At 66.1% G+C, this 25,602-nt stretch carries 27 protein-coding genes; 17 read left to right on the top strand and 10 right to left on the bottom strand.

Annotated features, from left to right (window positions below):
• Positions 1-40: 40 nt before the first annotated feature.
• The 4 genes from CG716_RS03985 to CG716_RS03970 are packed head-to-tail and all read right to left on the bottom strand — an operon-like array spanning position 41 to position 4,461.
• Complete coding sequence (locus CG716_RS03985; RefSeq protein ID WP_094476706.1) at positions 41-1,021, bottom strand: bifunctional MaoC family dehydratase N-terminal/OB-fold nucleic acid binding domain-containing protein; 981 nt, start codon at positions 1,019-1,021, stop codon at positions 41-43.
• Positions 1,018-2,181, bottom strand: coding sequence for an acyl-CoA dehydrogenase FadE29 (gene fadE29 / locus CG716_RS03980; RefSeq protein WP_094476704.1), 1,164 nt, complete (start codon positions 2,179-2,181; stop codon positions 1,018-1,020). Before fadE29 ends, CG716_RS03985 begins: the two co-directional genes overlap by 4 nt.
• On the bottom strand, positions 2,181-3,188 hold the full coding sequence (locus tag CG716_RS03975; RefSeq protein WP_094476702.1) for an acyl-CoA dehydrogenase family protein: 1,008 nt from the start codon (positions 3,186-3,188) through the stop codon (positions 2,181-2,183). Before CG716_RS03975 ends, fadE29 begins: the two co-directional genes overlap by 1 nt.
• A 34-nt stretch (positions 3,189-3,222) precedes the next feature.
• Positions 3,223-4,461 carry a cytochrome P450 gene (locus CG716_RS03970; protein WP_094477323.1) on the bottom strand — a complete coding sequence of 413 codons (1,239 nt, stop codon included), beginning with the start codon at positions 4,459-4,461 and terminating at the stop codon, positions 3,223-3,225.
• 120 nt (positions 4,462-4,581) lie between these two features.
• Between CG716_RS03970 and CG716_RS03965 the strand changes: the two genes are divergently transcribed.
• From CG716_RS03965 to CG716_RS03950, 4 genes are read left to right on the top strand one after another with little or no spacing between them, the layout of a single operon-like run.
• Positions 4,582-5,745: a steroid 3-ketoacyl-CoA thiolase gene (locus CG716_RS03965; RefSeq protein WP_094476700.1), complete on the top strand. Its 1,164-nt coding sequence runs from the start codon at positions 4,582-4,584 to the stop codon at positions 5,743-5,745.
• Entirely contained in the window at positions 5,745-6,116 is a 372-nt protein-coding gene (locus CG716_RS03960) for a DUF8021 domain-containing protein (protein ID WP_165774017.1), read from the top strand. Before CG716_RS03965 ends, CG716_RS03960 begins: the two co-directional genes overlap by 1 nt.
• Before the next feature lie 9 nt (positions 6,117-6,125).
• Positions 6,126-6,611: a nitroreductase family deazaflavin-dependent oxidoreductase gene (locus CG716_RS03955; RefSeq protein ID WP_094476696.1), complete on the top strand. Its 486-nt coding sequence runs from the start codon at positions 6,126-6,128 to the stop codon at positions 6,609-6,611.
• 55 nt (positions 6,612-6,666) lie between these two features.
• A complete protein-coding gene (locus tag CG716_RS03950; RefSeq protein WP_272938266.1) occupies positions 6,667-7,122 on the top strand; it encodes a nitroreductase family deazaflavin-dependent oxidoreductase in 456 nt (151 codons plus the stop codon).
• Between the two features lies 1 nt (position 7,123).
• Here CG716_RS03950 and CG716_RS03945 read toward each other — a convergent pair whose 3' ends face one another.
• Together CG716_RS03945 and CG716_RS03940 are read right to left on the bottom strand one after the other, a co-directional pair.
• The gene (locus tag CG716_RS03945) at positions 7,124-8,041 is read right to left on the bottom strand and encodes an SDR family oxidoreductase (protein ID WP_094476694.1); all 918 of its coding nucleotides are present in this window, start codon (positions 8,039-8,041) and stop codon (positions 7,124-7,126) included.
• Positions 8,042-8,054: 13 nt separating this feature from the next.
• On the bottom strand, positions 8,055-8,834 hold the full coding sequence (locus tag CG716_RS03940; RefSeq protein WP_094476692.1) for an SDR family oxidoreductase: 780 nt from the start codon (positions 8,832-8,834) through the stop codon (positions 8,055-8,057).
• 69 nt (positions 8,835-8,903) lie between these two features.
• Between CG716_RS03940 and echA20 the strand changes: the two genes are divergently transcribed.
• Genes echA20 through CG716_RS03905 form a run of 7 tightly spaced genes read left to right on the top strand, consistent with a single transcriptional unit; the run spans position 8,904 to position 14,958 of the window.
• Positions 8,904-9,659: a (7aS)-7a-methyl-1,5-dioxo-2,3,5,6,7,7a-hexahydro-1H-indene-carboxyl-CoA hydrolase gene (gene echA20 / locus CG716_RS03935; protein WP_094476690.1), complete on the top strand. Its 756-nt coding sequence runs from the start codon at positions 8,904-8,906 to the stop codon at positions 9,657-9,659.
• Positions 9,660-10,538: a cholesterol ring-cleaving hydrolase subunit IpdA gene (ipdA, locus tag CG716_RS03930; protein ID WP_094476688.1), complete on the top strand. Its 879-nt coding sequence runs from the start codon at positions 9,660-9,662 to the stop codon at positions 10,536-10,538.
• A complete protein-coding gene (gene ipdB, locus CG716_RS03925; RefSeq protein ID WP_094476686.1) occupies positions 10,535-11,281 on the top strand; it encodes a cholesterol ring-cleaving hydrolase subunit IpdB in 747 nt (248 codons plus the stop codon). The genes ipdA and ipdB overlap by 4 nt, the downstream gene beginning before the upstream one ends.
• Positions 11,278-12,342, top strand: a complete 1,065-nt coding sequence (gene ipdC / locus CG716_RS03920; protein WP_094476684.1) for a (3aS,4S,5R,7aS)-5-hydroxy-7a-methyl-1-oxo-octahydro-1H-indene-4-carboxyl-CoA dehydrogenase — start codon at positions 11,278-11,280, stop codon at positions 12,340-12,342. Before ipdB ends, ipdC begins: the two co-directional genes overlap by 4 nt.
• A 42-nt stretch (positions 12,343-12,384) precedes the next feature.
• Complete coding sequence (locus CG716_RS03915) at positions 12,385-13,017, top strand: SatD family protein (RefSeq protein ID WP_094476682.1); 633 nt, start codon at positions 12,385-12,387, stop codon at positions 13,015-13,017.
• Positions 13,018-13,048: 31 nt separating this feature from the next.
• Positions 13,049-13,795 (top strand): hypothetical protein, encoded by a 747-nt coding sequence (locus tag CG716_RS03910; RefSeq protein WP_094476680.1) that lies wholly within the window; start codon positions 13,049-13,051, stop codon positions 13,793-13,795.
• A 50-nt stretch (positions 13,796-13,845) separates the two neighbouring features.
• A complete protein-coding gene (locus CG716_RS03905) occupies positions 13,846-14,958 on the top strand; it encodes an NDMA-dependent alcohol dehydrogenase (protein WP_094476678.1) in 1,113 nt (370 codons plus the stop codon).
• 23 nt (positions 14,959-14,981) lie between these two features.
• Here the strand turns inward: CG716_RS03905 and fadA6 are convergent, their stop codons facing one another.
• Genes fadA6 through ipdE1 form a run of 4 tightly spaced genes read right to left on the bottom strand, consistent with a single transcriptional unit; the run spans position 14,982 to position 18,682 of the window.
• Positions 14,982-16,139: a steroid 3-ketoacyl-CoA thiolase FadA6 gene (gene fadA6, locus CG716_RS03900; RefSeq protein WP_094476676.1), complete on the bottom strand. Its 1,158-nt coding sequence runs from the start codon at positions 16,137-16,139 to the stop codon at positions 14,982-14,984.
• Between the two features lie 13 nt (positions 16,140-16,152).
• Complete coding sequence (gene kstR2, locus CG716_RS03895) at positions 16,153-16,746, bottom strand: TetR family transcriptional regulator KstR2 (RefSeq protein WP_094476674.1); 594 nt, start codon at positions 16,744-16,746, stop codon at positions 16,153-16,155.
• The gene (gene ipdF, locus CG716_RS03890) at positions 16,743-17,534 is read right to left on the bottom strand and encodes a (5R,7aS)-5-hydroxy-7a-methyl-1-oxo-2,3,5,6,7,7a-hexahydro-1H-indene-carboxyl-CoA reductase (protein ID WP_094476672.1); all 792 of its coding nucleotides are present in this window, start codon (positions 17,532-17,534) and stop codon (positions 16,743-16,745) included. The genes kstR2 and ipdF overlap by 4 nt, the downstream gene beginning before the upstream one ends.
• Positions 17,534-18,682 carry an acyl-CoA dehydrogenase IpdE1 gene (gene ipdE1 / locus CG716_RS03885; RefSeq protein ID WP_094476670.1) on the bottom strand — a complete coding sequence of 383 codons (1,149 nt, stop codon included), beginning with the start codon at positions 18,680-18,682 and terminating at the stop codon, positions 17,534-17,536. The genes ipdF and ipdE1 overlap by 1 nt, the downstream gene beginning before the upstream one ends.
• Before the next feature lie 79 nt (positions 18,683-18,761).
• Here ipdE1 and fadD3 point away from each other — a divergent pair, with 79 nt between their 5' ends.
• From fadD3 to CG716_RS03855, 6 genes are all read left to right on the top strand, one after another.
• A complete protein-coding gene (gene fadD3 / locus CG716_RS03880; RefSeq protein WP_420093169.1) occupies positions 18,762-20,378 on the top strand; it encodes a 3-((3aS,4S,7aS)-7a-methyl-1,5-dioxo-octahydro-1H-inden-4-yl)propanoate--CoA ligase FadD3 in 1,617 nt (538 codons plus the stop codon).
• Entirely contained in the window at positions 20,378-21,523 is a 1,146-nt protein-coding gene (locus tag CG716_RS03875; protein ID WP_094476666.1) for an acyl-CoA dehydrogenase family protein, read from the top strand. The genes fadD3 and CG716_RS03875 overlap by 1 nt, the downstream gene beginning before the upstream one ends.
• Positions 21,520-22,488: an acyl-CoA dehydrogenase family protein gene (locus CG716_RS03870; RefSeq protein WP_094476664.1), complete on the top strand. Its 969-nt coding sequence runs from the start codon at positions 21,520-21,522 to the stop codon at positions 22,486-22,488. The genes CG716_RS03875 and CG716_RS03870 overlap by 4 nt, the downstream gene beginning before the upstream one ends.
• The gene (gene ipdE2, locus CG716_RS03865; protein ID WP_094476662.1) at positions 22,485-23,432 is read left to right on the top strand and encodes an acyl-CoA dehydrogenase IpdE2; all 948 of its coding nucleotides are present in this window, start codon (positions 22,485-22,487) and stop codon (positions 23,430-23,432) included. The genes CG716_RS03870 and ipdE2 overlap by 4 nt, the downstream gene beginning before the upstream one ends.
• Before the next feature lie 10 nt (positions 23,433-23,442).
• Positions 23,443-24,606, top strand: a complete 1,164-nt coding sequence (locus tag CG716_RS03860) for a pyridoxal phosphate-dependent aminotransferase (RefSeq protein ID WP_094476660.1) — start codon at positions 23,443-23,445, stop codon at positions 24,604-24,606.
• A gap of 159 nt (positions 24,607-24,765) precedes the next feature.
• Positions 24,766-25,533 (top strand): alpha/beta fold hydrolase, encoded by a 768-nt coding sequence (locus CG716_RS03855; RefSeq protein ID WP_094476658.1) that lies wholly within the window; start codon positions 24,766-24,768, stop codon positions 25,531-25,533.
• The last annotated feature ends 69 nt before the right edge of the window (positions 25,534-25,602 follow it).

The following is a 25,602-nucleotide window of genomic DNA, read 5'->3' as shown; positions in this document are numbered from 1 at the left end:
CCCGGAGCCGCCCCGGCGGCGACATCAGACCCATGCGCACTCATTTGGCTGGCTCCCACGCGTAGTTGGTCCAGGCGGGGCCGACATCGTTGGCCGGGAAGTCGATATACAGTGCGCTAACCGGCATTCCGATCTCCACGGTCGAGGGGTCGACATTGCGCAGTTCGCCGAGCATCCGGACGCCTTCCTCGAGTTCGACGAGGGCGATGACGAACGGCAGCGTGCGGCCAGGCACCTTGGGTGCGTGGTGCACCACGAAGCTGAAGACGGTGCCGTTGCCGCTGGCCACGACGTAGTCGGTCTCCTGCTCTTTGTCCAGCCACAGCGCGGGAACGGGCGGGTGGACCAGTGTGCCGTCATCCCGCTTCTGGATGCGCAACTCATGTGCGTTGACGCCGTCCCAGAAAAACTTGGTGTCCCGCGATGACGCCGGCCGCATGGCGGAATCCGCGTCCAGGTCGTCCGGTACCGCAGAAGACGGTGTGGACGCCTCCGCTTTGGCGTCTGTGTCGGCCGGAATGAATTTCATGATTCGCCACATCATTTCGGCGACGTCCTCGTCGCCCACAGACCACGTGATGGTCTGGGTGATGAAGAACGCCTCGCCGAGCGCGGTGCGCTTCGGGCCGACGACGTCGGTCAGTTCGGCAGCGACGCTGACCTCTTCGCCCTGGCGCAGGTACCGATGGTAGGTCTGCTCACAATTGGTAGCGACGACGCCGACATAGCCTGCCTCGTCGAACAACTCGATGATCTTGCCCAGCGGGTCGTCGTCGGGGCGGACGCCACCGAGGCCCATCATCGTCCAAACCTGGATCATCGCGGGCGGGGCGACCAAACCGGGGTGGCCGGCCGTCTTGGCGGCGTCCTCATCGACGTAGATCGGGTTCTTGTCGCCAATCGCATCGAGCCAATGGTCGATCATCGGCTGGTTCACCGGATGCCGGCCCACTCGCGGCTTGCTCTTGCCCTCGGCCTTGACCCGCTCCGCCGCGGCCTTGATGTCGTCGACGACGCTCACCGCGGAACCCTCGGGACCTTCAGACCAGAAGCCGCGATCATCTCCCGCATCACCTCGTTCACTCCACCACCAAATGTGATCACCAAGTTGCGCTTGGTCTGGCTGTCCAGCCACTCCAGCAACTCGGCGGTATCCGGGTCTGCCGGATTACCATGAGCGCCAACGATTTCCTCGGCCAGCCGGCCCGCGTATTGGATGCGCTCGGTGCCGAAGACCTTGGTGGCGGCCGCGTCCGCGACGTCAATGGTCTCCCCCGACGCCGCGACCTGCCAGTTGAGCAGCTCGTTGATCCGCCACATCGCCTTGAGCTCGCCGAGCGAGCGCTTGACGTCGTCGTGGTCGAGCGGGGTGTCGCCGTTGCTGCCGGGCTTGGACGCCCACGCGTGTACCCGGTCGTAGAGCGCCGCGAACCGTCCGGCCGGTCCGAGCATCACCCGCTCGTTGTTCAGCTGGGTGGTGATCAGCCGCCAACCGCCGTTCTCCTCACCGACCAGCATGTCGGCAGGAACGCGCACATCGTTGTAGTACGTGGCGTTGGTGTGGTGGGCGCCGTCGGACAAGATGACCGGCGTCCAGGAATACCCCGGATCCTTGGTGTCGACGATGAGAATCGAAATGCCCTTGTGTTTCACCGCTTCGGGGTCGGTCCGGCAAGCGAGCCAGACGTAGTCGGCATCGTGGCCGCCGGTGGTCCACATCTTCTGACCGTTGACGATGTACTCGTCGCCCTGCTTAACGGCCGAGGTCCGCAGCGAGGCCAGGTCGGTGCCGGCCTCCGGCTCGCTGTAACCGATGGCGAAATGCACCTCACCGGCCAAGATCGCGGGCAAAAACTTCTTCTTCTGTGCCTCGGTCCCGTACTGCTGCAACGTCGGCCCAACGGTCTGCAGCGTTACCGCGGGCAGCGGTACATCGGCACGCTGGGCCTCGTTGACGAAGATCGACTGCTCGATGGGGCCGTAGCCCAGGCCGCCGTACTCCTTGGGCCAACCGGCGCCCAACTTGCCGTCAGAACCCATCCGCTTGATGATCGCCCGATAGGCCTCGTTATGCCGGTCGGACTCCATCGCCTGAGCTTCCTCAGGTGAAATGAGATTCGAAAAGTATTCCCGCAGTTCGGCTTGCAGCTGCTTCTGCTCGGGTGTCAGCTCGATGAACATTATGCTCCCACCAGTTCCAGGCGATGTTGCTTACCACCCAACAGCCGGGTGAGGTCCTTGATCGACTCGTAGTACCGGTGCATCGGATAGGTGATGTCCATCCCCATCCCGCCGTGCAGGTGGTGACACAGTTGCATGACCGGTGGCGCCTGAGACGTCACCCAATAGCCCAGGACGTCAAGGTCTTCGGTGGCATCCCGGCCTTCGGACAGCAGCCAGGACACCGACGTCGACGCCAGCGTGATGGTCCGCGACGCGATATAGATCTCGGCAAGCTGGGCGGCGACGGTTTGGAACGTCGACAACGGCCTGCCGAATTGTTCGCGGGTGGCGACGTAGTCGGCGGTGAGCCGCAGCGCACCCGCCACCAAGCCGGAAGCGTAGGAGCCGACTGCGGCCACCACCAGCTGATTCAGCCTGCGCACGGAATCACTGCCGCCCAACACATCTGCGTCGGTGACCGGAGTGTCGGCGAAAGTGACGACGTATTCGTCGGAGTGATTCGACGTCGGGGTCTTCGTCAGGCTCACCCCAGCGGCCTTGGGCGAGACCACGACGACACCACTGTCGGTGCTGACGATGATCCAGTCCGCCCGCTCCGCGTAGGGAACGCCGATCTTGGTGCCGTTGAGCTTGCCGCCCGCCAGCCGCGCCGCTGGGCGCTCGGGCAGCGAGTGGCCCGGCTCGTTGAGCGCCGCGGTCAACACCGCACCCTTGGCCACACCAGCCAGGTAGCGATCCTGTTGCTCGTCGGAAGCCAAGTCCAGCAACGGAAGCAGCCCCAAGCCCAGCGTCGCGAACGCTGGACTGACGTTGCCGAACCTGCCGATCTGGGTGAGCGCCGAGGTGATCTCGGCCAGCCCGAGGCCGTCACCGCCGAGCCGTTCCGGGACGCCGAACGCCATGATGCCGCCGGAGACCAACGCATCCCAGCTGTTGTCCCGCTCGAGCGCAGACGTCACCACATCGGTGACAGCCTGCTGCCCTTCGTCCGGACTGAAGTCCACGAAGAATCCTCCTTGATTCGCAAGCGAAAAGCGGTTAAGCCGAAGCTCCGGTGTAGTCGACCTGCCAGTGCTTGATTGCGTTGAGCCACCCCGAACGTAACCGCTCCGGCGTTCCCGCGGAGGTGAGATCGGGCATGTGGTCGGCGACGGCGTTGAAGATGAGGTTGATCGTCATCCTGGCGAGGTTCGCCCCGACGCAGTAGTGCACCCCGGTGCCACCGAAGCCCACGTGCGGGTTGGGGTTGCGCAGGATGTTGAACGAGTACGGATCTTCGAAGACTTCTTCGTCGAAGTTAGCCGAGCGGTAGAACATGACCACCCGCTGGCCCTTCTTGATCTGCACGCCGGACAATTCGACATCTTCGGCAGCGGTGCGCTGGAAGGCGGTGACCGGAGTAGCCCAGCGGACGATCTCGTCGGCCGCGGTCTCCGGGCGCTCCTTCTTGTAGAGCTCCCACTGGTCGGGGTTGTTCGCGAAGGCGATCATCCCGTGCGTGATCGAGTTGCGGGTGGTCTCGTTGCCGGCGACAGCCAGCATCATGACGAAGAAGCCGAACTCGTCGTCGGAGAGCTTCTCGCCGTCGATGTCGGCGTTGATCAGCGCGGTGACGATATCGTCGCCGGGGTTCTTGCCCTTCACCTCGGCCATGTGCATGGCGTAGGCCAGCACCTCCATCGACGACTGCTTGGGGTCGACGTCGAATTCCTCGTCACTGTTGCCGGTCATCTCGTTCGACCAGCGGAACAGCTTGTCTCGATCCTCCTGGGGCACACCCAGCAAATCGGCGATAGCCTGCAGCGGCAGCTCGCAGGCCACCTGCTCGACGAAGTCCCCGCTGCCCTGGGCGGCGGCCTCCTTGGCGATGTTCTGGGCCCGACGGTCGAGCTCGTCGCGCAGCTGATTGATCGCCCGCGGGGTGAAACCCTTGGAGATGATTCGGCGCAACCGGTCGTGGTACTCGCCGTCCATGTTGAGCATCACGACCTTTTGCAGGTCGATGTCTTCGCGCGCCATCTCGTCCGGGAATTGCGGGATCGCAGTGTTGTCATTGCTGAGGAAGACGTCATTACGGCGCGAGACTTCCTTGACGTCCTTGTGCTTGGAGACGACCCAGTAGCCGCCGTCGTTGAAGCCACCCTTACCGATAGCCTGTTCGCACCACCAGATCGGCGCGACCTTGCGCAGCTCGGCGAGTTCCTCGACCGGCAGCCGCTGGACACAGAGGTCGGGGTCCAGGAAGTCGAAGCCGGGCGGGATGTTGGGGGTTGGCATGGTCATGCGCTCCTCAATATGACGTGTTCTAGTGCCAGTAAAACATGGCTTCACCGCAGACAAAAGGCACCGCGGCATCCTCGCTTGTCAGAGTAATGGAACGTGTTCTAGCCTGACCTCATGGGTAATCCTGTCATCGTCGAAGCCACCCGCAGCCCGATCGGTAAGCGGGGCGGTTGGCTGTCCGGCCTGCATGCGACCGAATTGTTGGGCGCCGTTCAAAAGGCCGTGATCGACAAGGCCGGTATCGACGCCAACGAGGTCGAGCAGGTCATCGGTGGTTGCGTCACCCAGTACGGCGAGCAGTCCAACAACATCACCCGGGTGGCGTGGCTGACCGCGGGCTTGCCCGAGCAGATCGGTGCGACGACCGTCGACTGCCAATGCGGCAGCGCGCAGCAGGCCAATCACCTGATCGCCGGACTGATTGCCGCCGGCGCCATCGACGTCGGCATCGCCTGCGGTATCGAAGCGATGAGCCGCGTCGGTCTTGGCGCCAACGCCGGGCCGGACCGGTCGCTGATCCGCGCCGCGTCGTGGGATATCGACATGCCCGATCAGTTCACCGCCGCCGAGCGGATCGCCAAGCGTCGCGGGATCACGCGCGACGACCTCGACCACCTCGGGTTCCTCTCGCAGCAACGAGCCAAGCGGGCCTGGGACGAGCACCGTTTCGACCGGGAGATCTCCCCGATCGAGGCGCCGGTGATCGACGAGAACAAGCGGCCCACCGCGGAACGGCACATCGTCAGCCGCGACCAGGGTCTGCGGGATACCACGATGGAGGGGCTGGCCGGGCTCAAGCCGGTGATGGAAGGCGCGATCCACACCGCGGGCACCTCTTCGCAGATTTCCGACGGCGCTGCCGCGGTGCTGTGGATGGACGAAGACAAGGCCCGGGCGCTGGGGTTGAAGCCGCGGGCGCGCATCGTCAGCCAGGCCCTCGTCGGCTCCGAGACCTACTACCACCTCGACGGCCCCGTGCAGTCCACCGCCCGGGTCCTGGAGAAGGCCGGCATGAAGCTGGGCGATATCGACCTGGTCGAGATCAACGAGGCGTTCGCGTCGGTGGTGCTGAGCTGGGCCCAGGTACACGAGGCCGACATGGAAAAGGTCAACGTCAACGGCGGCGCCATCGCGCTGGGCCACCCTGTCGGCAGCACCGGCAGCCGGTTGATCACCACCGCGCTGCATGAGCTGGAGCGCACCGACCAGAGCACTGCCCTGATCACCATGTGTGCCGGCGGCGCGTTGTCGACGGGCACCATCATCGAGCGGATCTAGTGGCAACTGAAGCGGATCGGATCGCTGCGGCGCGGGCCTATATCGACGCTCTGGCCAGCCACCAGGCCGACAAAGTTCCGTTCGCCCCGGGCTGCACCCGGATCGAGGTCGGGCTCAAGACCGGCTTCTCCGGAAATCACTTGCGCCGCAGCCTCAACAATGGTCTGCAGTACAAGGTCATCGCATCGGTCACCGAACCGGAATTCAGCGTGTCCGGCGACGAGGTGCGGGCCCGGTTTGATCTGGTCACCAAACCGTCGCTGGCGGGACGACGCGTCGGCGCCCATATCGACGAGACGTTCCTGATTCCGGCCTCCGATGGCCTGATCCACCACATCCGGGCGAGCATTCGCCCGTTCATCACGCGATAGGTTCCGCAGATGGCCAAAACCCCTCGCCCACTGAGTCCCAAGCAGGTCAAAAACCTCAACTCCGACACCGCCGGCAAGGCCATCAAGTGGATGTCGAAGGCCAACACATGGATCTTCAAGAAGACCAACGGGCGCTTCGGCGACAAATTCCTGCATGGCGCGGAAGTCGGCATTCTCACGACGACCGGACGCAAGTCCGGCCAGCTCCGGGAAAGCCCGCTGCTGTTCCTGCAGGAGGGACACCGGTTCGTTCTCGTTGCCTCCCAAGGCGGTCGAGCCACCGACCCGATGTGGTATCTCAACCTCAAGGCCAACCCCAGCGTCTCGTTCCGCACCAAGAAGGGCGAGTTCCCGCTCATCGCACGTGAGGCCACCGACGCCGAACGCGACGAGTACTGGCCCAAGCTCGACGAGATGTATCCGGACTTCCCGAACTACCGGTCCTACACCGACCGGAAGATCCCGATCATCATCTGCGACCCGGCGGGCACCTAGGTCCGTCACATCCCGGTCGTGATTCGCGATCGGCAATCCTGGGCACGTTAGAGGCGTGAGCGAACGCCCCCACCGCATCCGCAACTCGGCTCTTCTGAAGAAGGCCATGAAGTACTTCGCGCGCGCCCACATTGCGGTCTATCGCCGCACCAATGGCAAGTGGGGCGCCAAGCTGCTGTGGTTTCCGGCAGCGCTGGTGACGACCACCGGCCGCAAGTCCGGTCAGCCGCGCACCACCGCGACGCTGTATCTGAGCGACGGTGAGCTGGTCGTGCTGCCGGCGTCCTACGGCGGCCGCGACGCCAACCCTGCGTGGTATTTGAATCTGAAAACCGACCCGAAGGTCCGGGTCCAGATTCGCGACAACGTTCGGGACATGACAGCTCGCGACGCCACTGACGACGAGCGCCGACTCTACTGGCGCCAGCTCACGCGAATCTACCCGCCGTACAAGGGTTATCAGGCCGCCGCGGATCGACGCATCCCGTTGGTGGTATGCGAACCGCTGTAATTCAGGCGCCGAAGACCGGCAGCGGGGTGCGCGACTTGGCCAGCAGATCGTTGACGACCGGGCCGAGTTCGGCGGGATCCCAGCGGGCACCCTTGTCGATGGTCCCGCCGCGGTTCCAGCCCTCGGCGACCCGGATGATGCCGCCCTCGACCTCGAACACCTGACCGGTGATGTCCTTGGACTCGACGCTGCCGAGCCACACCACCAGCGGCGAGACGTTCTCCGGCGCCATGGCGTCGAAAGCGCTGTCCTGCGTGGCCATCATGTCGGCGAAGACGGTCTCGGTCATTCGGGTGCGCGCCGACGGCGCGATCGCGTTGACGGTGACGCCGAAGCGGCCCATCTCGGCGGCGGCGACCAGCGTCAGGGCGGCGATACCCGCCTTGGCGGCGCTGTAGGTGGCCTGGCCGACGCTGCCCTGCAGGCCGGCACCCGAGCTGGTGTTGATGATGCGGGCGTTCAGGGAATCAGCCCCGGCCTTGCCTTCCTTAACAAGGCCGCGCCAGTACGCCCCGGCGTGCTTCATGGTGGCGAAGTGTCCCTTGAGGTGCACGGCGGTGACGGCGTCGAACTCGTCTTCGGTGGCGTTGACGAACATCCGGTCGCGGACGATGCCGGCGTTGTTCACCAGGACGTCGAGCCCGCCGAAGGTGTCGACGGCGGTCTGGATCAGCTCGGCCGACTGCGCCCAATCGGCGACATTGGAGCCGTTGGCGACGGCTTCCCCACCGGCGGCGGTGATTTCGTCAACGACGCCCTGCGCGGCGCTACCGCCGCCGGCCGGTGACCCGTCGAGCCCGACGCCGATGTCATTGACCACCACACGCGCACCCTCGGCGGCGAAGGCCAGCGCGTGCGCTCGCCCGATGCCGCCGCCCGCACCCGTCACGATGACCACGCGACCGTCGAGAAGTCCCATTGTTGTTGTCTCCTTATTTGATGTCGGCAGTGGTGGTCGACAAGTAATGCGGCGGTTCCCCGCCACCATGTACCTCCAGCGACGCACCACTGATGTAGGACGCCGCCGAAGAGGCGAGAAACGCAGTGGCCCAGCCGATGTCCTCGGGTTTGGCCAACCTGCCCAGCGGCACGTTCTTGGAGATGGCCGCAATCGAATCGGCGTCGCCGTAGAAGAGTTCGGACTGCTCGGTCTCGACCATCCCGACGACGACGGAGTTCACCCGGACCTTCGGGGCCCATTCCACGGCGAGCGTGGCGGTCATGTTCTCCATGCCGGCTTTGGCCGCCCCATAGGCGACAGTGCCCGGCGTGGGGCGCCTGCCGCTCACGCTGGTGATGTTGATGATCGACCCACCGGAGTCCTGCGCCTGCATCACGGCGTTGGCATGTTGCGAAACCGACAGCGCACCAAGCAGGTTGAGCTCCACGATCTTGGTGCTGAACTTCGCCGAGGCATCGGCCGCGAGCACATAGGGAGAACCGCCCGCGTTGTTCACGACGACGTCGAGGCGACCGTGGTCGGCGACGATACCGTCGATGAGCGCCTTCACGGCCTCGTCGTCGCGGATGTCGCAGGCGCGGAACTCGTACGGGGATCCCTCGACCGGCCGCCGGGCGCAGGTGATGACGGTGGCGCCCTGAGCGGCGAAGACTCCGCTGATGCCGGCGCCGACACCACGCACGCCGCCGGTCACGAGGACGACCCGGCCACTCAGTTGCAGATTGATACCCGTGTCAGCCGCGTCGGTCACTGTGCTAGCGTACCAAGCAAGTGCTTGCTTAGGTATTCACCCCGTCCAGGAAGTGGCTCAGGTATCTCGATGACCATTACCACCAGCACCGTCGAGCCGGGCATTGTCGCCGTCACGGTGAACTATCCCCCCGTCAATGCGATCCCCTCCCGCGGCTGGTTCGAACTCGGCGACGCCATCACCGCCGCCGGCCGCGACCGGGCCACCCACGTGGTGATCCTGCGCGCCGAGGGCCGCGGATTCAACGCCGGTGTCGACATCAAAGAGATGCAGAACACCGAGGGCTTCACCGCACTGATCGACGCCAACCGCGGGTGCTTCCACGCGTTCCGCGCGGTGTACGAGTGCGAGGTGCCGGTGATAGCGGCTGTCAACGGATTCTGTGTCGGCGGCGGGATCGGCCTGGTCGGCAACGCCGACGTGATCGTCGCGTCCGACGACGCGAAGTTCGGTCTGCCCGAGGTGGAGCGCGGCGCCCTGGGCGCAGCCACTCACCTGTCCCGTCTGGTGCCCCAGCACATGATGCGCCGGCTGTTCTTCACCGCCGCGACGGTGAGCGCCGAGACGCTGCACCACTTCGGATCGGTGCATGAGGTCGTTCCCCGTGCCGAGCTCGACGAAGCCGCGTTGCGCGTGGCCCGCGATATCGCCTCGAAGGACACCCGGGTGATCCGCGCCGCCAAGGAGGCACTGAATTTCATTGACGTCCAGCCGGTCAACGCGCGGTATCGCATGGAGCAGGGCTTTACGTTCGAGCTGAATCTGGCGGGCGTCTCCGATGAGCACCGCGATGCCTTCGCCGGGACGGACAAGGGGGCCAAGTAAATGGCAGATAAGAGAACAACACTCGATGAGGCGGTCTCGGTCGTCGAAAGCGGGATGACGATCGGCATCGGCGGCTGGGGATCCCGCCGCAAGCCGATGGCATTGGTGCGGGCACTGCTGCGCACCGGCGTCACCGACCTGACCGTCGTCACCTACGGCGGCCCCGATCTGGGCCTGCTGTGCTCGGCGGGCAAGGTCAAGCGCGTCTACTACGGCTTCGTGTCCTTGGACTCGCCGCCGTTCTACGACCCATGGTTCGCCAAGGCCCGCACGACCGGCGCGATCGAATCACGCGAGGTGGACGAGGGCATGCTGCGCTGCGGGCTGCAGGCTGCAGCACAACGGCTGCCCTTCCTGCCGATCCGCGCTGGCCTCGGCAGTGATGTCAGGGCGTTCTGGGGTGACGAGCTCAAGACCGTCAAGTCCCCCTACCCGACGGGCGACGGCTTTGAGGAACTCGTCGCCATGCCGGCCCTGAACCTCGATGTCGCGTTCGCCCACCTGAATCTCGGTGACGCACAAGGCAATGCCGCCTACACCGGCATCGACCCCTACTTCGACGACCTGTTCCTGATGTCGGCGCAGAAGCGCCTCCTGTCGGTGGAGAAGGTGGTATCCACCGAAGAGCTGGTGAAATCCGTTCCGGTCCAAGCACTTCTGATCAACCGGATGATGGTCGACAGTGTCGTCGAGGCGCCGAACGGTGCGCATTTCACCACCGCGGAGCCCGACTACCGCCGCGACGAGAAGTTCCAGCGCCACTACGCAGAAGCCGCGGCATCCGACGAGACCTGGGCACAGTTCGTCTCGACCTACCTGTCCGGCAGTGAGGCCGATTACCAAGCCGCCGTGCGTAAGTTCAAGGAGGAACAGGCATGATCTCCGCAACCCGCGCCGAGGTGTGCGCCGTCGCATGCGCCGAATTGTTCCGCGACGCAGGCGAAATCATGGTCTCGCCGATGACCAATATCGTGTCGATCGGCGCCCGGCTGGCCCGCCTGACGTTCTCCCCGGACATCCTGCTGACCGACGGCGAGGCGCGCATCTACGCCGAGACCCCGGCGATGGGCGCCACCGGAGCCATCGAAGGCTGGATGCCGTTCGGCCGCGTCTTCGAGACGCTCTCGTGGGGCCGGCGCCATGTGGTGATGGGCGCCAACCAGATCGACCGCTACGGCAACCAGAATTTATCGGCATTCGGCCCGCTGCAGCATCCGACGCGGCAGATGTTCGGCGTGCGCGGCGCACCGGGCAACACCATCAACCACGCCACCAGCTACTGGGTAGGCAACCACTCCAAGCGGGTGTTCGGCGAATCCGTCGACATCGTCTCCGGAATCGGCTGGGACAAGGTCGATCCGGACAACCCGGCCTACCGCTTCGTCAACGTCTTCCGGGTGGTGACCAACCTCGGCGTGTTCGACTTCAACGGCCCCGACCACCAGATGCGGGCGGTGTCGCTACACCCCGGCGTCGAGCCCGACGAGGTCGCCGAGAACACCTCCTTCGAGGTGCACGGCCTGGGTGACGCCGAGACCAGCCGCCTGCCCTCCGGCGAAGAGCAGAAGCTGATCCAAGAGGTCATCGACCCGAAATCGTTGCGAGACAAAGAAGTCAAATGACCGCCCACCTCAAGACCCCGCTGACCGAACTGATCGGCATCGAACATCCCGTCGTGCAGACGGGAATGGGCTGGGTCGCGGGCGCCCGGCTGGTGTCGGCCACGTCCAACGCCGGCGGCCTGGGCATCCTGGCCTCGGCGACGATGACGATCGACGAGCTGGCGACCGCGATCAAGAAGGTGAAGGCGTCCACCGACCGTCCGTTCGGGGTGAACATCCGGGCCGACGGCGCCGATGCCGGCGATCGCGTCGACCTGATGATCCGCGAGGGCGTCAAGGTCGCGTCGTTCGCGCTGGCTCCCAAGCAGGAGCTGATCGCGAAGCTCAAAGAGGCCGGCTCCGTGGTGATTCCATCGGTTGGCGCGGCCAAACACGCTCGCAAGGTGGCGAGCTGGGGCGCCGACGCCGTGATCGTGCAGGGCGGTGAAGGCGGCGGCCACACCGGCCCGGTGGCCACCACGCTTCTGCTCCCCTCGGTCCTCGACGCGGTGGATATCCCGGTCATCGCCGCTGGTGGCTTCTTCGACGGGCGCGGTCTGGCCGCGGCACTGTCGTACGGAGCCGCGGGCGTCGCGATGGGAACGCGGTTCTTGTTGACCTCGGATTCGACTGTGCCCGAAGAGGTCAAGCAGCGCTATCTGAAGGCCGCGCTGGACGGCACCGTCGTCTCTACCCGCGTGGACGGCATGCCGCACCGGGTGCTGCGCACCGAACTGGTCGAGAAGCTGGAAAGCGGCTCGCCGATCCGCGGTTTCACTGCGGCGGTGCGCAACGCGGCCAAGTTCAAGAAGATGTCGCAGATGACGTGGGCCGGGATGGTCCGCGATGGCCTCGCTATGCGGCACGGCAAGGACCTCACCTGGTCGCAGGTGCTCATGGCCGCCAATACCCCGATGCTCCTGAAGGCCGGACTGGTCGAGGGGAATACCGAGGCGGGCGTGCTGGCGTCGGGGCAGGTCGCCGGGATCATCGAGAACCTGCCGTCGTGCGCCGAGCTGGTCGAGACCATCGTCGCCGATGCCGTCAAACACCTGCAGGCCGCCGCCGCGTTCGTCGAATAAAGCTATAGCTTCATTTTGTTGAAATGAAGCTATACTCTTCATATGACTGGAGTGAAGCGTAACGCTTCATCAGAGCGTGCCGCGCTGATCGGCGACGTCGTGGATTCGCGGCGCGCGTCCGACCGCGGCCACTTGCATCGACGAATCAGCGAAGTGCTCACCGGCACTCCCCTGGCGTTCACCGTCGGTGACGAGTTCCAGGGCAGCTATCCGACGGTCGGCGACGCGATCGACGCCGCCCTAACGGTGCGGCTGGCCGTGGCGCCCGAGATCGATGTCCGGTTCGGCATCGGCTGGGGTGAGGTCACCGTGCTCGACCCCGGCACCGGTATCCAGGACGGCCCTGGTTGGTGGTCGGCGCGGGAAGCCATCGAATGGACCGCGGCCACTCAACGGCAGCCGGCGCTGGCGACCGTACGCACCGCATACCGCCGCCACGGCGACGCCGGACCGGATCCCGACGCCGTCAACGCCGCGCTGTTGTGTCGGGACCACCTGCTTGGATCGATAGATGCAAGGTCCCTGCGACTGCTGCGGGGGCTGCTCGAGCACAAGACGAAGAAGGAACTGGCGGCAATGGAAGGCATCAGCGGCTCAGCGGTCTCGCAGCGCACCGCGCGCGACGGCCTGGACTTGGTGGTGCTGGCCTCCGAGCAACTGCGGGCCGTCCGATGACCGAAGCGAAAAGAACAACCGAGCCCGTCTGATGAGTGGCGTCGCGCTGATGTTGATCGCCATCGGCTGTGCCGATATCGTGCGCCGGCTGACCACGGGTCACTGGCCGGCCGTGGTCACGGGGCCGGTGGTCGCGGTAGTCACCGCGGCGCTGTGCGGACTCTGGCATCTCGGCGACCTGCTTATGGTCGGTACCGCCGCGGTGGCGGCGGTGGCGTGGGAACTGTCCTGCAGCCATGCCGAGCGGGTCGGGGGCCGCAGGCAGGTGGCACCGCTGGTGTTGTTCGCCGCCGCCCTGGCGGTGCTGATCGTGCTCACCGGATTCGGCTCGCCGGTGGCTGGACTGGTCAAGGTCTGGGCGGGCTGGGCCAAGGTGACCGGGCTGGGGGCGGCCGACCCGACGCGAATCGTGTTGGTGGCGGGCGTGATTCTGCTGCAACTGGTGACCGGCAACCAGTTGGTCCGGCTGCTGCTCGGGTCGGTGGGATCAGTCAGACCCGTCGGTGAGCCGCAGGCATCGGATCAGCTCAAAGGCGGGCGGCTGCTCGGCCCGATGGAGCGGCTGCTGATCTTCGGGCTGAGCCTTGCCGGGCAGCCGGCCGCCGCGACCGCCGTAGTGGCAGCCAAGAGCATCATCCGGTTCCCCGAGATCAATGCCCAAAAGGCCCGGGAGAACGGTGGTATCGGCATCGATGACGTCACCGAGTACTTCTTGGTGGGCAGCTTCGCGAGCTGGATCGTCGCGCTCAGCGGGCTGGCACTCACGATGGCGGGCTAGGTTTACGATTCGTCGTCGGTGGACGGCGTCGGCGGCATACCTTGTGCATCATGAAAATGAATGCCGCCATCCTGTGGGAGTACGGGCAAGACTGGAGCGTCGAGGAAGTCGAGCTCGATCCCCCCAAGGACGGCGAGGTTCTCGTCTCGTTCGAGGCCACCGGCCTGTGCCACTCCGATCACCACATCCGCGACGGTGACCTGGTGGCGCCGATCCCCTTGATCGGCGGACACGAAGGTGCCGGCATCGTGCAGGAGGTCGGGCCGGGAGTCCGTGACCTCAAGGTCGGCGATCACATCGTCGCCGCGTTCCTGCCCGCCTGCGGCCGCTGCCGGTGGTGCGCGACCGGCAAATCAAACCTGTGCGATATGGGTGCCGAGATCCTCATGGGCCTGCAGCCCGACGGTACCTTCCGGCGGCACGCCCGCGGCCAAGACATCTACGCCGCAATCGGTTTGGGCACTTTTGCCCCCTATGGCACAGTGCCTGAGGCGTCGCTGGTCAAGATCGACGACGACATCCCACTGACCCGGGCATGCCTGCTCGGCTGTGGTGTCACCACCGGCTGGGGCTCGGCGGTCAACACCGCCGACGTGCGCCCGGGCGACACCGTGGTGGTGATCGGCTGCGGCGGCATCGGCAGCGGCGCCATCCAGGGTGCCCGCCTGGCCGGTGCGGAGAAGATCGTCGTGATCGACATCGTGGAGAGCAAGCGAGACAAGGCATTTCTGTTCGGCGCCACCCATTTCGCGACATCCATTGCCGAAGGTACGGAGCTGGTTCGGGAGCTGACCCGCGGTGTCATGGCCGACTCCGCGCTGCTGACCGTAGGGCTGGTCGAAGGCCCGATGATCAACGACGCACTGGAGCTCGTCAGCAAGGGGGGCGCTGTGGTGCTGACCGCGTTGGCCGCGATGACCGACGTGACGCCGGTACTGCCGATGACGATGTTCACGCTGTTCCAGAAGCGCCTGCTCGGCAGCCTCTACGGGCAAGCGAACCCGCGCGCTGACATCCCCAAGCTGCTCAGCCTGTATCGCGAGGGCAAGCTGCTGCTCGACGAGACCGTCACCCACGAGTACAAGCTGGGCGAGATCAACAACGCCTACGAAGACATGCTCGCCGGGCGCAACATCCGCGGAGTCGTCCTTCACGACACCTGACGCGCGCCCGGCGGCGAAAGTCGTTAGAGCCGTTCGATGATAGTGACGTTGGCGGTGCCGCCGCCCTCACACATTGTCTGCAGGCCGTAGCGACCGCCGCGGCGCTCGAGCTCGTTGAGCATGGTGGCGAACAGCTTGGCACCAGTGGCGCCCAAAGGGTGACCGAGTGCGATCGCGCCGCCGTTGGGGTTGACCTTCTCCGGGTCGGCCTTGGTCTCCTTGAGCCAGGCCATGACCACCGGCGCGAACGCCTCGTTGATCTCGACGACGTCGATGTCATCGATGGTCAGGCCGGCCTTGTCCAGCGCGTACTTGGTGGCCGGGATCGGGCCGGTGAGCATGAACACCGGATCGGCGCCGCGGGCGCTGATGTGGTGAATGCGGGCCCGCGGAGTCAGTTTGTGGTCCTTGACCGCCTGCTCGCTGGCGAGCAACACCGCGCTGGCACCGTCGGAAATCTGGCTGGCCATGGCCGCAGTCAGCCGACCGCCCTCGCGCAGCGTCTTGAGCCCGGCCAACTTCTCGAGGCTCGACTCGCGCGGCCCCTCGTCGGTGCGGAACTCCCCGACCGGCACGATCTCGTTCTCGAAATTCCCATTGCGGATAGCAGCGAAGGCTTTGAGGTGGCTGTTCAGAGAGAACTCCTCCATCTCCTCACGAGACAGTTCCCACTTCTCGGCAATCATCTCCGCCCCGCGGAACTGAGAGATCTCCTGGTCGCCGTAGCGGTGCAGCCAGTTCTCCGACTCGTTGGTCGGCGAGGTGAAGCCGAACTGCTCGGCGACTGTCATCGCCGACGAGATCGGGATACGGCTCATGTTCTGCATGCCGGCGGCCAGGATCAGGTCGGCGGTGCCGGCCATGATGGCCTGTGCGCCAAAGGAAATCGCCTGCTGGCTCGAGCCACACTGCCGGTCGACGGTCACGCCGGGTACCTCTTCGGGATAGCCGGCGGCCAGCCAGGTGTTGCGGGCGATGTTGCCGGCCTGCGGGCCGATGGTGTCCAGGCAGCCGGCCACTACGTCGTCAACGGCGCCCGGGTCGACGTCGACCCGATCAAAGATGCCGCGGTACGCCACCACACCGAGGTCGATGGGATGGACGGGGGCCAGCGATCCGTTTCGCTTGCCGACCGCGGTGCGCACGGCATCGATGACGTATGCCTGTGATGCGGGGGCCATGTCGATCTCCTTGTCAGTTGTTGGGCGCGGCGATGCCGCCCAGGACGATGGCGAGGTATTGGCGGCCGACTTCCTCGGCTGTCAGCGGTCCTCCTGGTTGATACCAACGCACGGACACCCACGTTGTATCCCGGATGAACCGGTACACGACGTCGACGTCGATATCCGGGCGGAAGTACCCCTGCTTGACACCCTCGTTGAGTAGGTCAAGCCACATCTTGCGTTGTTCTTTGTTACGGGCCTCGACGAAGTCGAACTGCGGCAGCGACGACAGCCGCTTGGCCTCGTCCTGGTAGATCACCACCTGCGCGTGCCGGTCTTCGATCGCTTCAAACGACGTCATGAACAAACCCTTGAGCCGCTCCAGCGGATTGGGCTCCGTGGCGATGATCTGCTCGTAGCGCTCGAACAGCCAGTCCAGAAAGTCCCGCAGGACCTCCTCGACCATCTGCTCCTTGCTCTTGAAGTGGTGATACAGGCTGCCGGACAGAATGCCCGCCGAGTCGGCAATATCGCGCACGGTAGTCGCGCGCAGACCGCGTTCGGCGAACATCGTCGCGGCGAGCACCAGAAGCTCGTCGCGACGACTGACCGGCGGCTCGGTCATGCGCGTTGGCTCGACACCGAAATGACTTCGCCGGTAAGGTAACTCGAGTAATCGCTGGCCAGGAAGGCGATGGTGGCCGCCACTTCCCACGGCTCGGCGGCGCGGCCGAATGCCTCGCCTTCGGAGAGTCGGTCGAGCAGGTCGGTCGAGCTGACCTTCTCCAGGAATTTGTGCCGCGCGATGCTCGGCGAGACGGCGTTGATGCGCACCCCGTGTTCGACCGCTTCGATTGCGCTGCAGCGGGTCAGCGCCATAACGCCAGCCTTGGCGGCCGCGTAGTGCGACTGGGAATGCTGCGCCCGCCAGCCCAGCACGCTGGCGTTGTTGACGATCACGCCGCCGTGGCCTGCATCGCGGAAGTACCGCAGCGCCGCGCGGGTTGCCCGCATCACGGACGTAAGCGTGACGTTGAGCACCCGATCCCAGTCTTCGTCGGTCATGTCGATGACGGGGGTTTCCCCACCGAGGCCGGCGTTGTTCACCAGTACATCGAGACGACCCAGGGCGGCCACGGAATTGGCTATCAGTGCGTCGACCTGAGCGGTGGACGTGACGTCGCACACCACGGCCTCGACCCGGCCGAGGCCCAATTCGGCCAGCTGGTCCCGGGTTTCGCCAAGCCGGCGTTCGTGATGATCGGAGACGACGACGTCGGCACCTTCGAGCAGCGCGCGCCGTGCGGTCGCCGAACCGATGCCGGTGCCCGCCGCCGCGGTCACCACGACGACCTTGCCGGTCAGCAGACCGTGGCCCTCGATCTCCTTGGGCACCTCCGACAATGACGCCACTAGCCCTTCACCTCACGAGGTAGGCCGAGCACCCGCTCGGCGATGATGTTGCGCTGAATCTCGTTGGAACCGCCATAAATCGTGTCCGAACGGGAGAACAGGAACAGCCGCTGCCATTCGTCGAACTCACCGTCGGGCATCAGCAGGCCGGAGCGGCCTTTGATGTCCATGGCCAGCTCTCCGAGGTCCCGATGCCAGTTCGCCCACAACAGCTTCGACACGTTGTCTTGGCCCGGCTCCTCGACATCCATGGTCGCCAGCGCATAAGACCGCATGGTCTGCAGGCCCGCCCAGGACCGGGTGAGCCGCTCCCGGATCAGTGGATCGTCGATCGCGCCGTTGGACTTGGCCAGGTCGACGACCCCGGAAAGTTCACGGGCATAACGGATCTGCTGGCCGAGCGTGGACACCCCGCGCTCGAAGGTCAGTGTGCCCATCGCCACCCGCCAGCCGTCGCCGGGCTCGCCGACGACCAGGTCGGCGTCGGTGCGGGCGTCGGTGAAGAAGACCTCGTTGAATTCCGAGTCGCCGGTCAGCTGGATGATCGGGCGGATCTCCACGCCCGGCTGATCCAGCGGCACCAGCAGGTAGGACAATCCGGCGTGCCGCTTGGAGCCCTTTTCTGTGCGGGCCACCACGAAGCACCACTGCGCCCAGTGCGCCAGCGACGTCCACACCTTCTGGCCGTTGATCACCCACTCGTCACCGTCCAGGGTGGCCGAGGTGGCCACGTTGGCCAGGTCGCTGCCCGCGCCGGGCTCGGAATAGCCCTGGCACCACAGTTCGGTGACGTCGAGGATTCTCGGCAGGAACCGCTGCTGCTGCTCAGGCGTGCCGAACGCGATCAGCGTCGGGCCGAGCAGCTCCTCACCGAAGTGATTGACCTTGTCGGGGGCGTTGGCTTGCGCGTACTCCTGATAGAAGGCCACCCGGTGGGCGACCGACAAGCCGCGCCCGCCGTGTTCGACCGGCCAGCCCAGGCAGGTCAGTCCCGCCGCGGCCAGGTGGCGGTTCCAGGCCAGTCGCTCTTCGTAAGCTTCATGCTCGCGACCCGGGCCGCCGAGGCCCTTGAGCGCGGCGTATTCACCGACCAGATTGTCGGCGAGCCACTCGCGGACCTCCGCCCGGAACTCCTCGACCGTGATCACCCTTGTAGGCTAACCTACCAAGCACTTGCTTTGTTAGCCCGGTGACGATGAGCCGGGTGTCACGCCCTGAGGAGTCTCGATGACGAGGTACAGCGGGCAGGAGCGCAGCGACCCGGGGATGTCCGAGCCCCGCACCACACCTGGGGTGCTCGACCGGATGGCCGTCGACTTCGCCGACCACGATGCCCTGGTCACCGAGGAACGCACCCTCACCTTCGCCGAACTGCGCGAGGAGGTTCGCCGCGCCGCGGCAGCGCTGATCGGCCTTGGTGTCGCCTCCGGCGACCGGGTCGCGATCTGGTCTCCCAACACCTGGCACTGGGTGATCGCCTGCCTGGCGATCCAGTACGCCGGCGGCGTGATGGTGCCACTGAACACCCGCTACACCGCCGCCGAGGCCTCCGACATCCTGGCGCGCACCGAAGCGCCGGTGCTGTTCGGGATGGGCCGGTTCCTGGGTGCCGACCGGGTGGCCGACCTTGATCGCGCCGCGCTGCCGGCGCTGCGGCACATCGTCGGCATCCCCATCGATTCCGACGACACCAACCTGGCCGGCACCTGGGACGAATTCCTCGCCGGGCCGCAGGCCCCGCTGTCCGAGGTGGCTGCGCGCGCGGCGGCGGTGCGCCCCGACGATCCCTCTGACGTGCTGTTCACCTCCGGCACGACCGGGCGCAGCAAAGGTGTTTTGTGCGCCCACCGGCAGTCGCTGTCCGCCCCGGCCGCCTGGGCCGCGTGCGGGCAGCTGACCAGTGCGGACCGCTACCTGTGCATCAACCCGTTCTTCCACAACTTCGGGTACAAAGCCGGCATCCTGGCCTGTCTGCAGACCGGCGCCACCCTGATCCCCCAGCTCACCTTCGACCCCGAGCAAGCCATGCGGGTGGTCGCTGAGCAACGCATCACCGTGCTGCCGGGGCCGCCGACGATCTTCCAGACGCTGCTGGACCACCCTGCGCGCAAGAACTACGACCTGAGCTCGTTGCGCTTCGCGGTGACCGGTGCGGCCACGGTGCCTGTCGTGCTGATCGAGCGCATGCAGGCCGAACTCGATTTCGACATCGTGCTGACCGCCTACGGGCTCACGGAAGCCAACGGATTCGGCACCATGTGCCGGGCCGACGACGACGCCGTCACCGTCGCCACCACCTGCGGGCGCCCGATCGCCGACTTCGAACTGCGCATCGACTGCCCTCCCGGAGCTGAGGGGTCGGCGACATCGGGTTCAGAGACCGGTGCCGGCGAGGTACTGCTGCGCGGCCCCAACGTGATGCTCGGCTACCTCGACGATCCAGAAGCCACCGCGGCGGCGATCGACGCCGACGGCTGGCTGCACACCGGTGATGTCGGCACCGTCGACGACGCGGGAAATCTGCGAATCACCGACCGGCTCAAGGACATGTACATCTGCGGCGGCTTCAACGTCTACCCCGCCGAGATCGAGCAGGTGCTGGCCCGCCTGGACGGGGTTGCCGACGCCGCGGTGATCGGCGTGCCCGACGAACGCCTCGGCGAAGTCGGCCGGGCATTCATCGTCCGCCGCGATGGCAGCAAGCTCGACGAGCAGGCCGTCATCGACTACACCAAGAAGCACCTGGCCAATTTCAAGACCCCGCGCTCGGTGGTCTTCGTGGCGACCCTGCCGCGAAACCCCGGCGGCAAAGTGGTCAAACCGACACTGCGAGAGATGGTTTGATGGATCTGCGCTACGACGACGCCACCGAAGAGTTCCGCAACGAGGTGCGCACGTTCCTATCGGCCAACACGGACTCGTTCCCGACGAAGTCCTACGACACGGCCGAAGGCTTCGCACAGCACCGGGTTTGGGACCGCGTCCTGTTCGACGCCGGCCTGTCGGTGATCACCTGGCCGGAGAAATACGGCGGCCGCGATGCCAGCTTGCTGCAGTGGGTGGTCTACGAGGAGGAGTACTTCCGCGCCGGCGCGCCCGGGCGCGCCAGTGCCAACGGCACTTCGATGCTGGGCCCGACCCTTTTCGCGCACGGCACCGAGGAGCAGCTCGATCGTGTGCTGCCGAAAATGGCCAGCGGCGAAGAGATCTGGGCTCAGGCCTGGTCTGAGCCGGAGTCCGGCAGCGACCTGGCCTCACTGCGGTCGACGGCCACCCAGACCGATGGCGGCTGGCTGCTCAACGGTCAGAAGATCTGGAGCTCGCGGGCGGTGTTCGGTGAGCGGGGATTCGGACTATTCCGGTCCGACCCGTCCGCCGAGCGCCACAAAGGCTTGACCTATGTCATGTTCGACCTGAAGGCCGACGGCGTGACGGTGCGCCCGATCGCTCAGCTCGGTGGCGACACCGGGTTCGGCGAGATCTTCTTCGACAACGTCTTCGTGCCGGATGCCGATGTCATCGGCGGCGTGCACGACGGCTGGCGCGCCGCGATGAGCACGTCGAGTAACGAGCGCGGCATGTCGCTGCGCAGCCCGGCGCGGTTCCTGGCGCCGGCTGAACGGCTCGTGACGCAGTGGCGCGAACGGGGATCCGAGCCGGCGTTCGCCGACCGGGTGGCTGACGCCTGGATCAAGGCGCAGGCTTACCGGCTGCACACCTTCGGCACCGTGACACGGGTGGCCGGCGGCGGTGAGCTGGGCGCTGAATCGTCGGTGACCAAGGTGTTCTGGTCGGAGCTCGACGTCGCCCTGCATCAGACTGCATTGGAGCTTCGTGGTTCCGACGCCGAGCTGACCGACTCATGGACCGAGGGTCTGCTGTTCGCACTGGGCGGCCCGATCTACGCCGGCACCAACGAGATTCAGCGCAATATCATCGCCGAGCGCCTGCTCGGGCTGCCCAGAGAGAGCGCCGGGAAAAGCAAATGAAATTCGCACTCGACGAACAGCAGCGGGATTTCGCCGCGAGCATCGACGCCGCGCTGGGGGCCGCCGATGTGCCCGGCGCAGTCCGGGCCTGGGCGCAGGGCGATACCAAGCCCGCCCGCAAGGTGTGGTCGGTGCTGACCGACCTGGGTGTCACTGCATTGCTGGTGCCGGAGAAGTACGACGGTATCGAGGCTCACCCGGTCGATCTGGTGGTCGCCCTCGAACGGCTCGGCCGCTGGAACGTGCCGGGACCGGTCACCGAATCCATTGCGGTGGCACCGATTCTGCTGGCCGGCCTGCATGATTGGGCTGAGCGTTCCGTCGGTTTGGCCACCGGTGAACTGATCGCGACAGTCGCGTTGCCGCCGGCCGTCCCGCGCGCGGTGAACGCCGACTTCGCCGGGCTGACACTGCTGGCACAAGACGGCCGGGTCAGCGACGCCACCGTCGGCGAAGGTCACGAATCCGTCGACCCCAGCCGCACGCTGTTCGACGTCACCGCCACCGGCGACGCCAAGGACGCCGACGTGGCGCGGGCCTACGAATTCGGGGCGCTGGCCACCGCCGCCCAGCTGGTCGGCGCCGGCCAGGCGATGCTGGACATGTCGGTCGAATACGCCAAGCAGCGTAGCCAGTTCGGCCGCATCATCGGCAGCTACCAGGCGCTCAAGCACAAGCTCGCCGACGTCCACATCGCCGTCGAGCTGGCCCGTCCCCTCGTCTACGGTGCGGCACTCTCGCTGGCCGACGGATCCCCCGACACCGCACGGGATGTCAGCGCGGCCAAGGCCGCCGCATCGGATGCGGCACTGCTGGCGGCGCGGTCGTCGCTGCAGACGCACGGCGCCATCGGTTTCACCTCCGAACACGATCTGTCGCTGTGGCTGCTGCGAGTACAGGCGCTGCATTCAGCGTGGGGTGATCCGACCAGCCATCGACGTCGACTGCTGGAGGCACTGGCATGACATCCACTGAAGAACGGCAGATGCTGCGCGACACCGTTGCCGCGCTGATCGATAAGCACGCCTCCCCCGCCGCGGTACGCGAAGCCATGGAGTCCGAACGCGGCTACGACGAGTCGCTGTGGAGCAAGCTCTGCGAGCAGGTCGGCGTCGCCGCCCTGCTGGTGCCCGAAGAGCTCGGCGGCGCCGGCGGCGAATTGGCCGATGCCGCAGCAGTTCTCGAAGAACTGGCTCGCGGGCTTGTCCCCACACCGTTGCTCGGAACGACGTTGGCCGAGCTGGCACTGCTGGCCGCCGACGAACCCGACACCGACACCCTCGAACAACTGGCCGCAGGCGAGGCCATCGGCACGGTGGTGTTCGACCCCGGTTATGTGGTCAACGGCGATATCGCCGATGTGGTTGTCGGGCTTGACGGCGCCTCACTGACCCGGTGGAGCGACGTCACCGCCGAGGCGGTGCAGGCCATGGACCCGACCCGCCGACTGGCCCGCCTATCCCCCGGATCCACCGACACCATCGGCACCGATCCCGGCCTGGCCGACACCGCAGCAATCCTGCTGGCGGCCGAGCAGATCGGCGCGGCCGCACGCTGCCTCGAGCTCACCGTCGACTACACCAAGGAACGCGTGCAATTCGGCCGCCCGATCGGTAGCTTCCAGGCGCTCAAGCACCGGATGGCCGACCTGTACGTCGCCGTGCAATCGGCCCGCGCCGTCGTCGGCGATGCGCTAGCACAACCGACACCGGTGAGCGCGGCGCTGGCGCGCCTGGCCGCCACCGAGGCGTTCACCAAGGTGGCCGGCGAGGCCATCCAGCTGCACGGCGGCATCGCGATCACCTGGGAACACGACATCCAGCTGTACTTCAAACGCGCGCACGGCAGCTCCCAGTTGCTGGGGTCGGTGTCCGAGCAACTCCGCCGGCTCGAATCCGAAGTGCTCTAGCCTGACTGGAGTGAACAACCGCATTGCGCTGAGAGCCGGAATACCGCCGTTCTATGTGATGGACGTGTGGCTGGCCGCCGCGGAACGGCAACGCACCCACGGCGACCTGGTGAACCTCTCAGCGGGCCAACCCAGCGTCGGCGCCCCCGAACCTGTGCGTGCGGCAGCGGCGGCCGCGCTGGAAGCCAATCAGCTTGGCTACACCGTTGCGCTCGGCATCCCCGAGCTACGCGAGGCGATCGCCGGCTCCTATGCCGCGCGGTTCGGCCTGCACGTCAGCGCTGAGGACGTGGTGGTCACCACCGGGTCGTCGGGTGGCTTCCTGCTGGCGTTCCTGGCCTGCTTCGACGTCGGCGACCGGGTGGCCATCGCCAGTCCGGGCTATCCCTGCTACCGGAACATCCTGTCCGCACTGGGCTGTGAGGTGGTGGAGATCCCGTGCGGTCCCGAAACGCGCTTCCAGCCGACCGTGCAGCTGCTGTCCGAGCTGGATCCACCGGTGCAGGGCGTGATCGTGGCCAGCCCGGCCAATCCCACCGGCACGGTGATCCCGCCTGAGGAGCTCGCGGCGATAGCATCCTGGTGCGACGAGACCGGGGCGCGGTTGATCAGCGACGAGGTGTATCACGGGCTGGTCTATCCCGGGGCGCCCGAGACGTCGTGCGCGTGGCAGACGTCCCGCAATGCCGTTGTGGCGAACAGCTTTTCGAAGTACTTCGCGATGACGGGCTGGCGGCTGGGCTGGCTGTTGGTGCCCCAGGAGTTGCGGCGTGCGGTGGACTGCCTCACCGGGAACTTCACCATCTGCCCGCCGGTGCTGCCTCAAGTCGCCGCGGTGGCGGCATTCACGCCCGAATCCGTCGCCGAGGCCGAGGGCCATCTGCATCACTATGCGGCCAATCGGGAGATGCTACTGGCCGGTCTGCGTCAGATCGGCATTACCCGGCTGGCGCCCACTGATGGCGCCTTCTACGTGTACGCCGACGTCTCGGACTTCACGTCGGACTCGCTGGCCTTCTGCGAAAAGCTCTTGGCCGACACCGGATTAGCGATAGCTCCCGGTATCGACTTCGACCCCGCACGCGGTGGATCGTTCGTGCGGCTGTCGTTCGCCGGCCCGTCGAGCGATATCGACGAGGCACTGCGTCGACTGGGCCCCTGGCTGGCGCGCTAAGCCCGCTGAAGGTCCGTGCCGACTACCTTGCGCAGCGCGCTCGCCATATTGGCCACGCCAATCGACGCGTCCGCCTGCATGTGATCACAGCCACATCACAGTCTTACCGCAGTGAGCACAACTATTGCGGGACACCACCGCAGCTGGTGGGCTCATGGCATGCCCTTCATTTCCCACGAGCTTGGCAACGCCTACTACCGGCACTGGGCCGCCCTGGAGCCCCGCGCGGCCGTCATTTTTCTACACGGGTTCGGCGAGCACACCGGCGTCTACCACCGCCTGGGATTCGCCCTCAACGCCGCTGGGATCGACCTGTGGGCGGTCGATCAGTTCGGCCATGGCCTATCGCCCGGCGTACGTGGAGACTTCGGCAGGATCGAGGACAGCTCCGCGCTCGCCGACAGCCTCACCAGCCTGGCCGAGCAGGCGAACCCGGGTATTCCGCTTATCGCACAAGGACATTCGTACGGATCTATAGTGACGTTGTTCCGCTTGCTCGACCAACCGCAGCGCTACCGCGCCGGGATCATCTCCGGCGCGCCAGTGGTGCCGGTGCCGGAGTTGCTCGACACCGATACTTCACTGGACCTCGACCCGCACTGGCTGTCGGACGACCCGTTCTATATCGACGCGATGGTGAACGATCCGCTTGCGTTCGTCGAAGCCGACAGTGTGCCCCTGGCCCGTGAGCTCGACCGCGCCTGGAACCGATTCGGCGCGGAACTGCCGAAGCTGGCCGTCCCCACCCTGGCCATTCACGGCGAACTCGACCCGATCGCGCCGGTGAGCGCGCTGCGCGCCTACGCCGAAGAGATCGAACCGCTGCGGCTGCTGGAATTCCCCGGCGCGCATCACGACATCCTCAACGAGACGGTGCACCGGGAGGTGGCCGCCGCGATCGTCGAGTTCGTCGGCCAGAACAGCTGATATGTAGGCGTTGTTTGTCAAGAGGCAGGTGAAAGCCGCCCCGGTTTTGGTGCCGGGGCGGCTTTCGTT

Source organism: Mycolicibacterium sphagni (assembly GCF_002250655.1).
Classification (GTDB): Bacteria; Actinomycetota; Actinomycetes; order Mycobacteriales; family Mycobacteriaceae; genus Mycobacterium; species Mycobacterium sphagni.
This window is presented reverse-complemented; position numbering and strand designations above follow the sequence as displayed.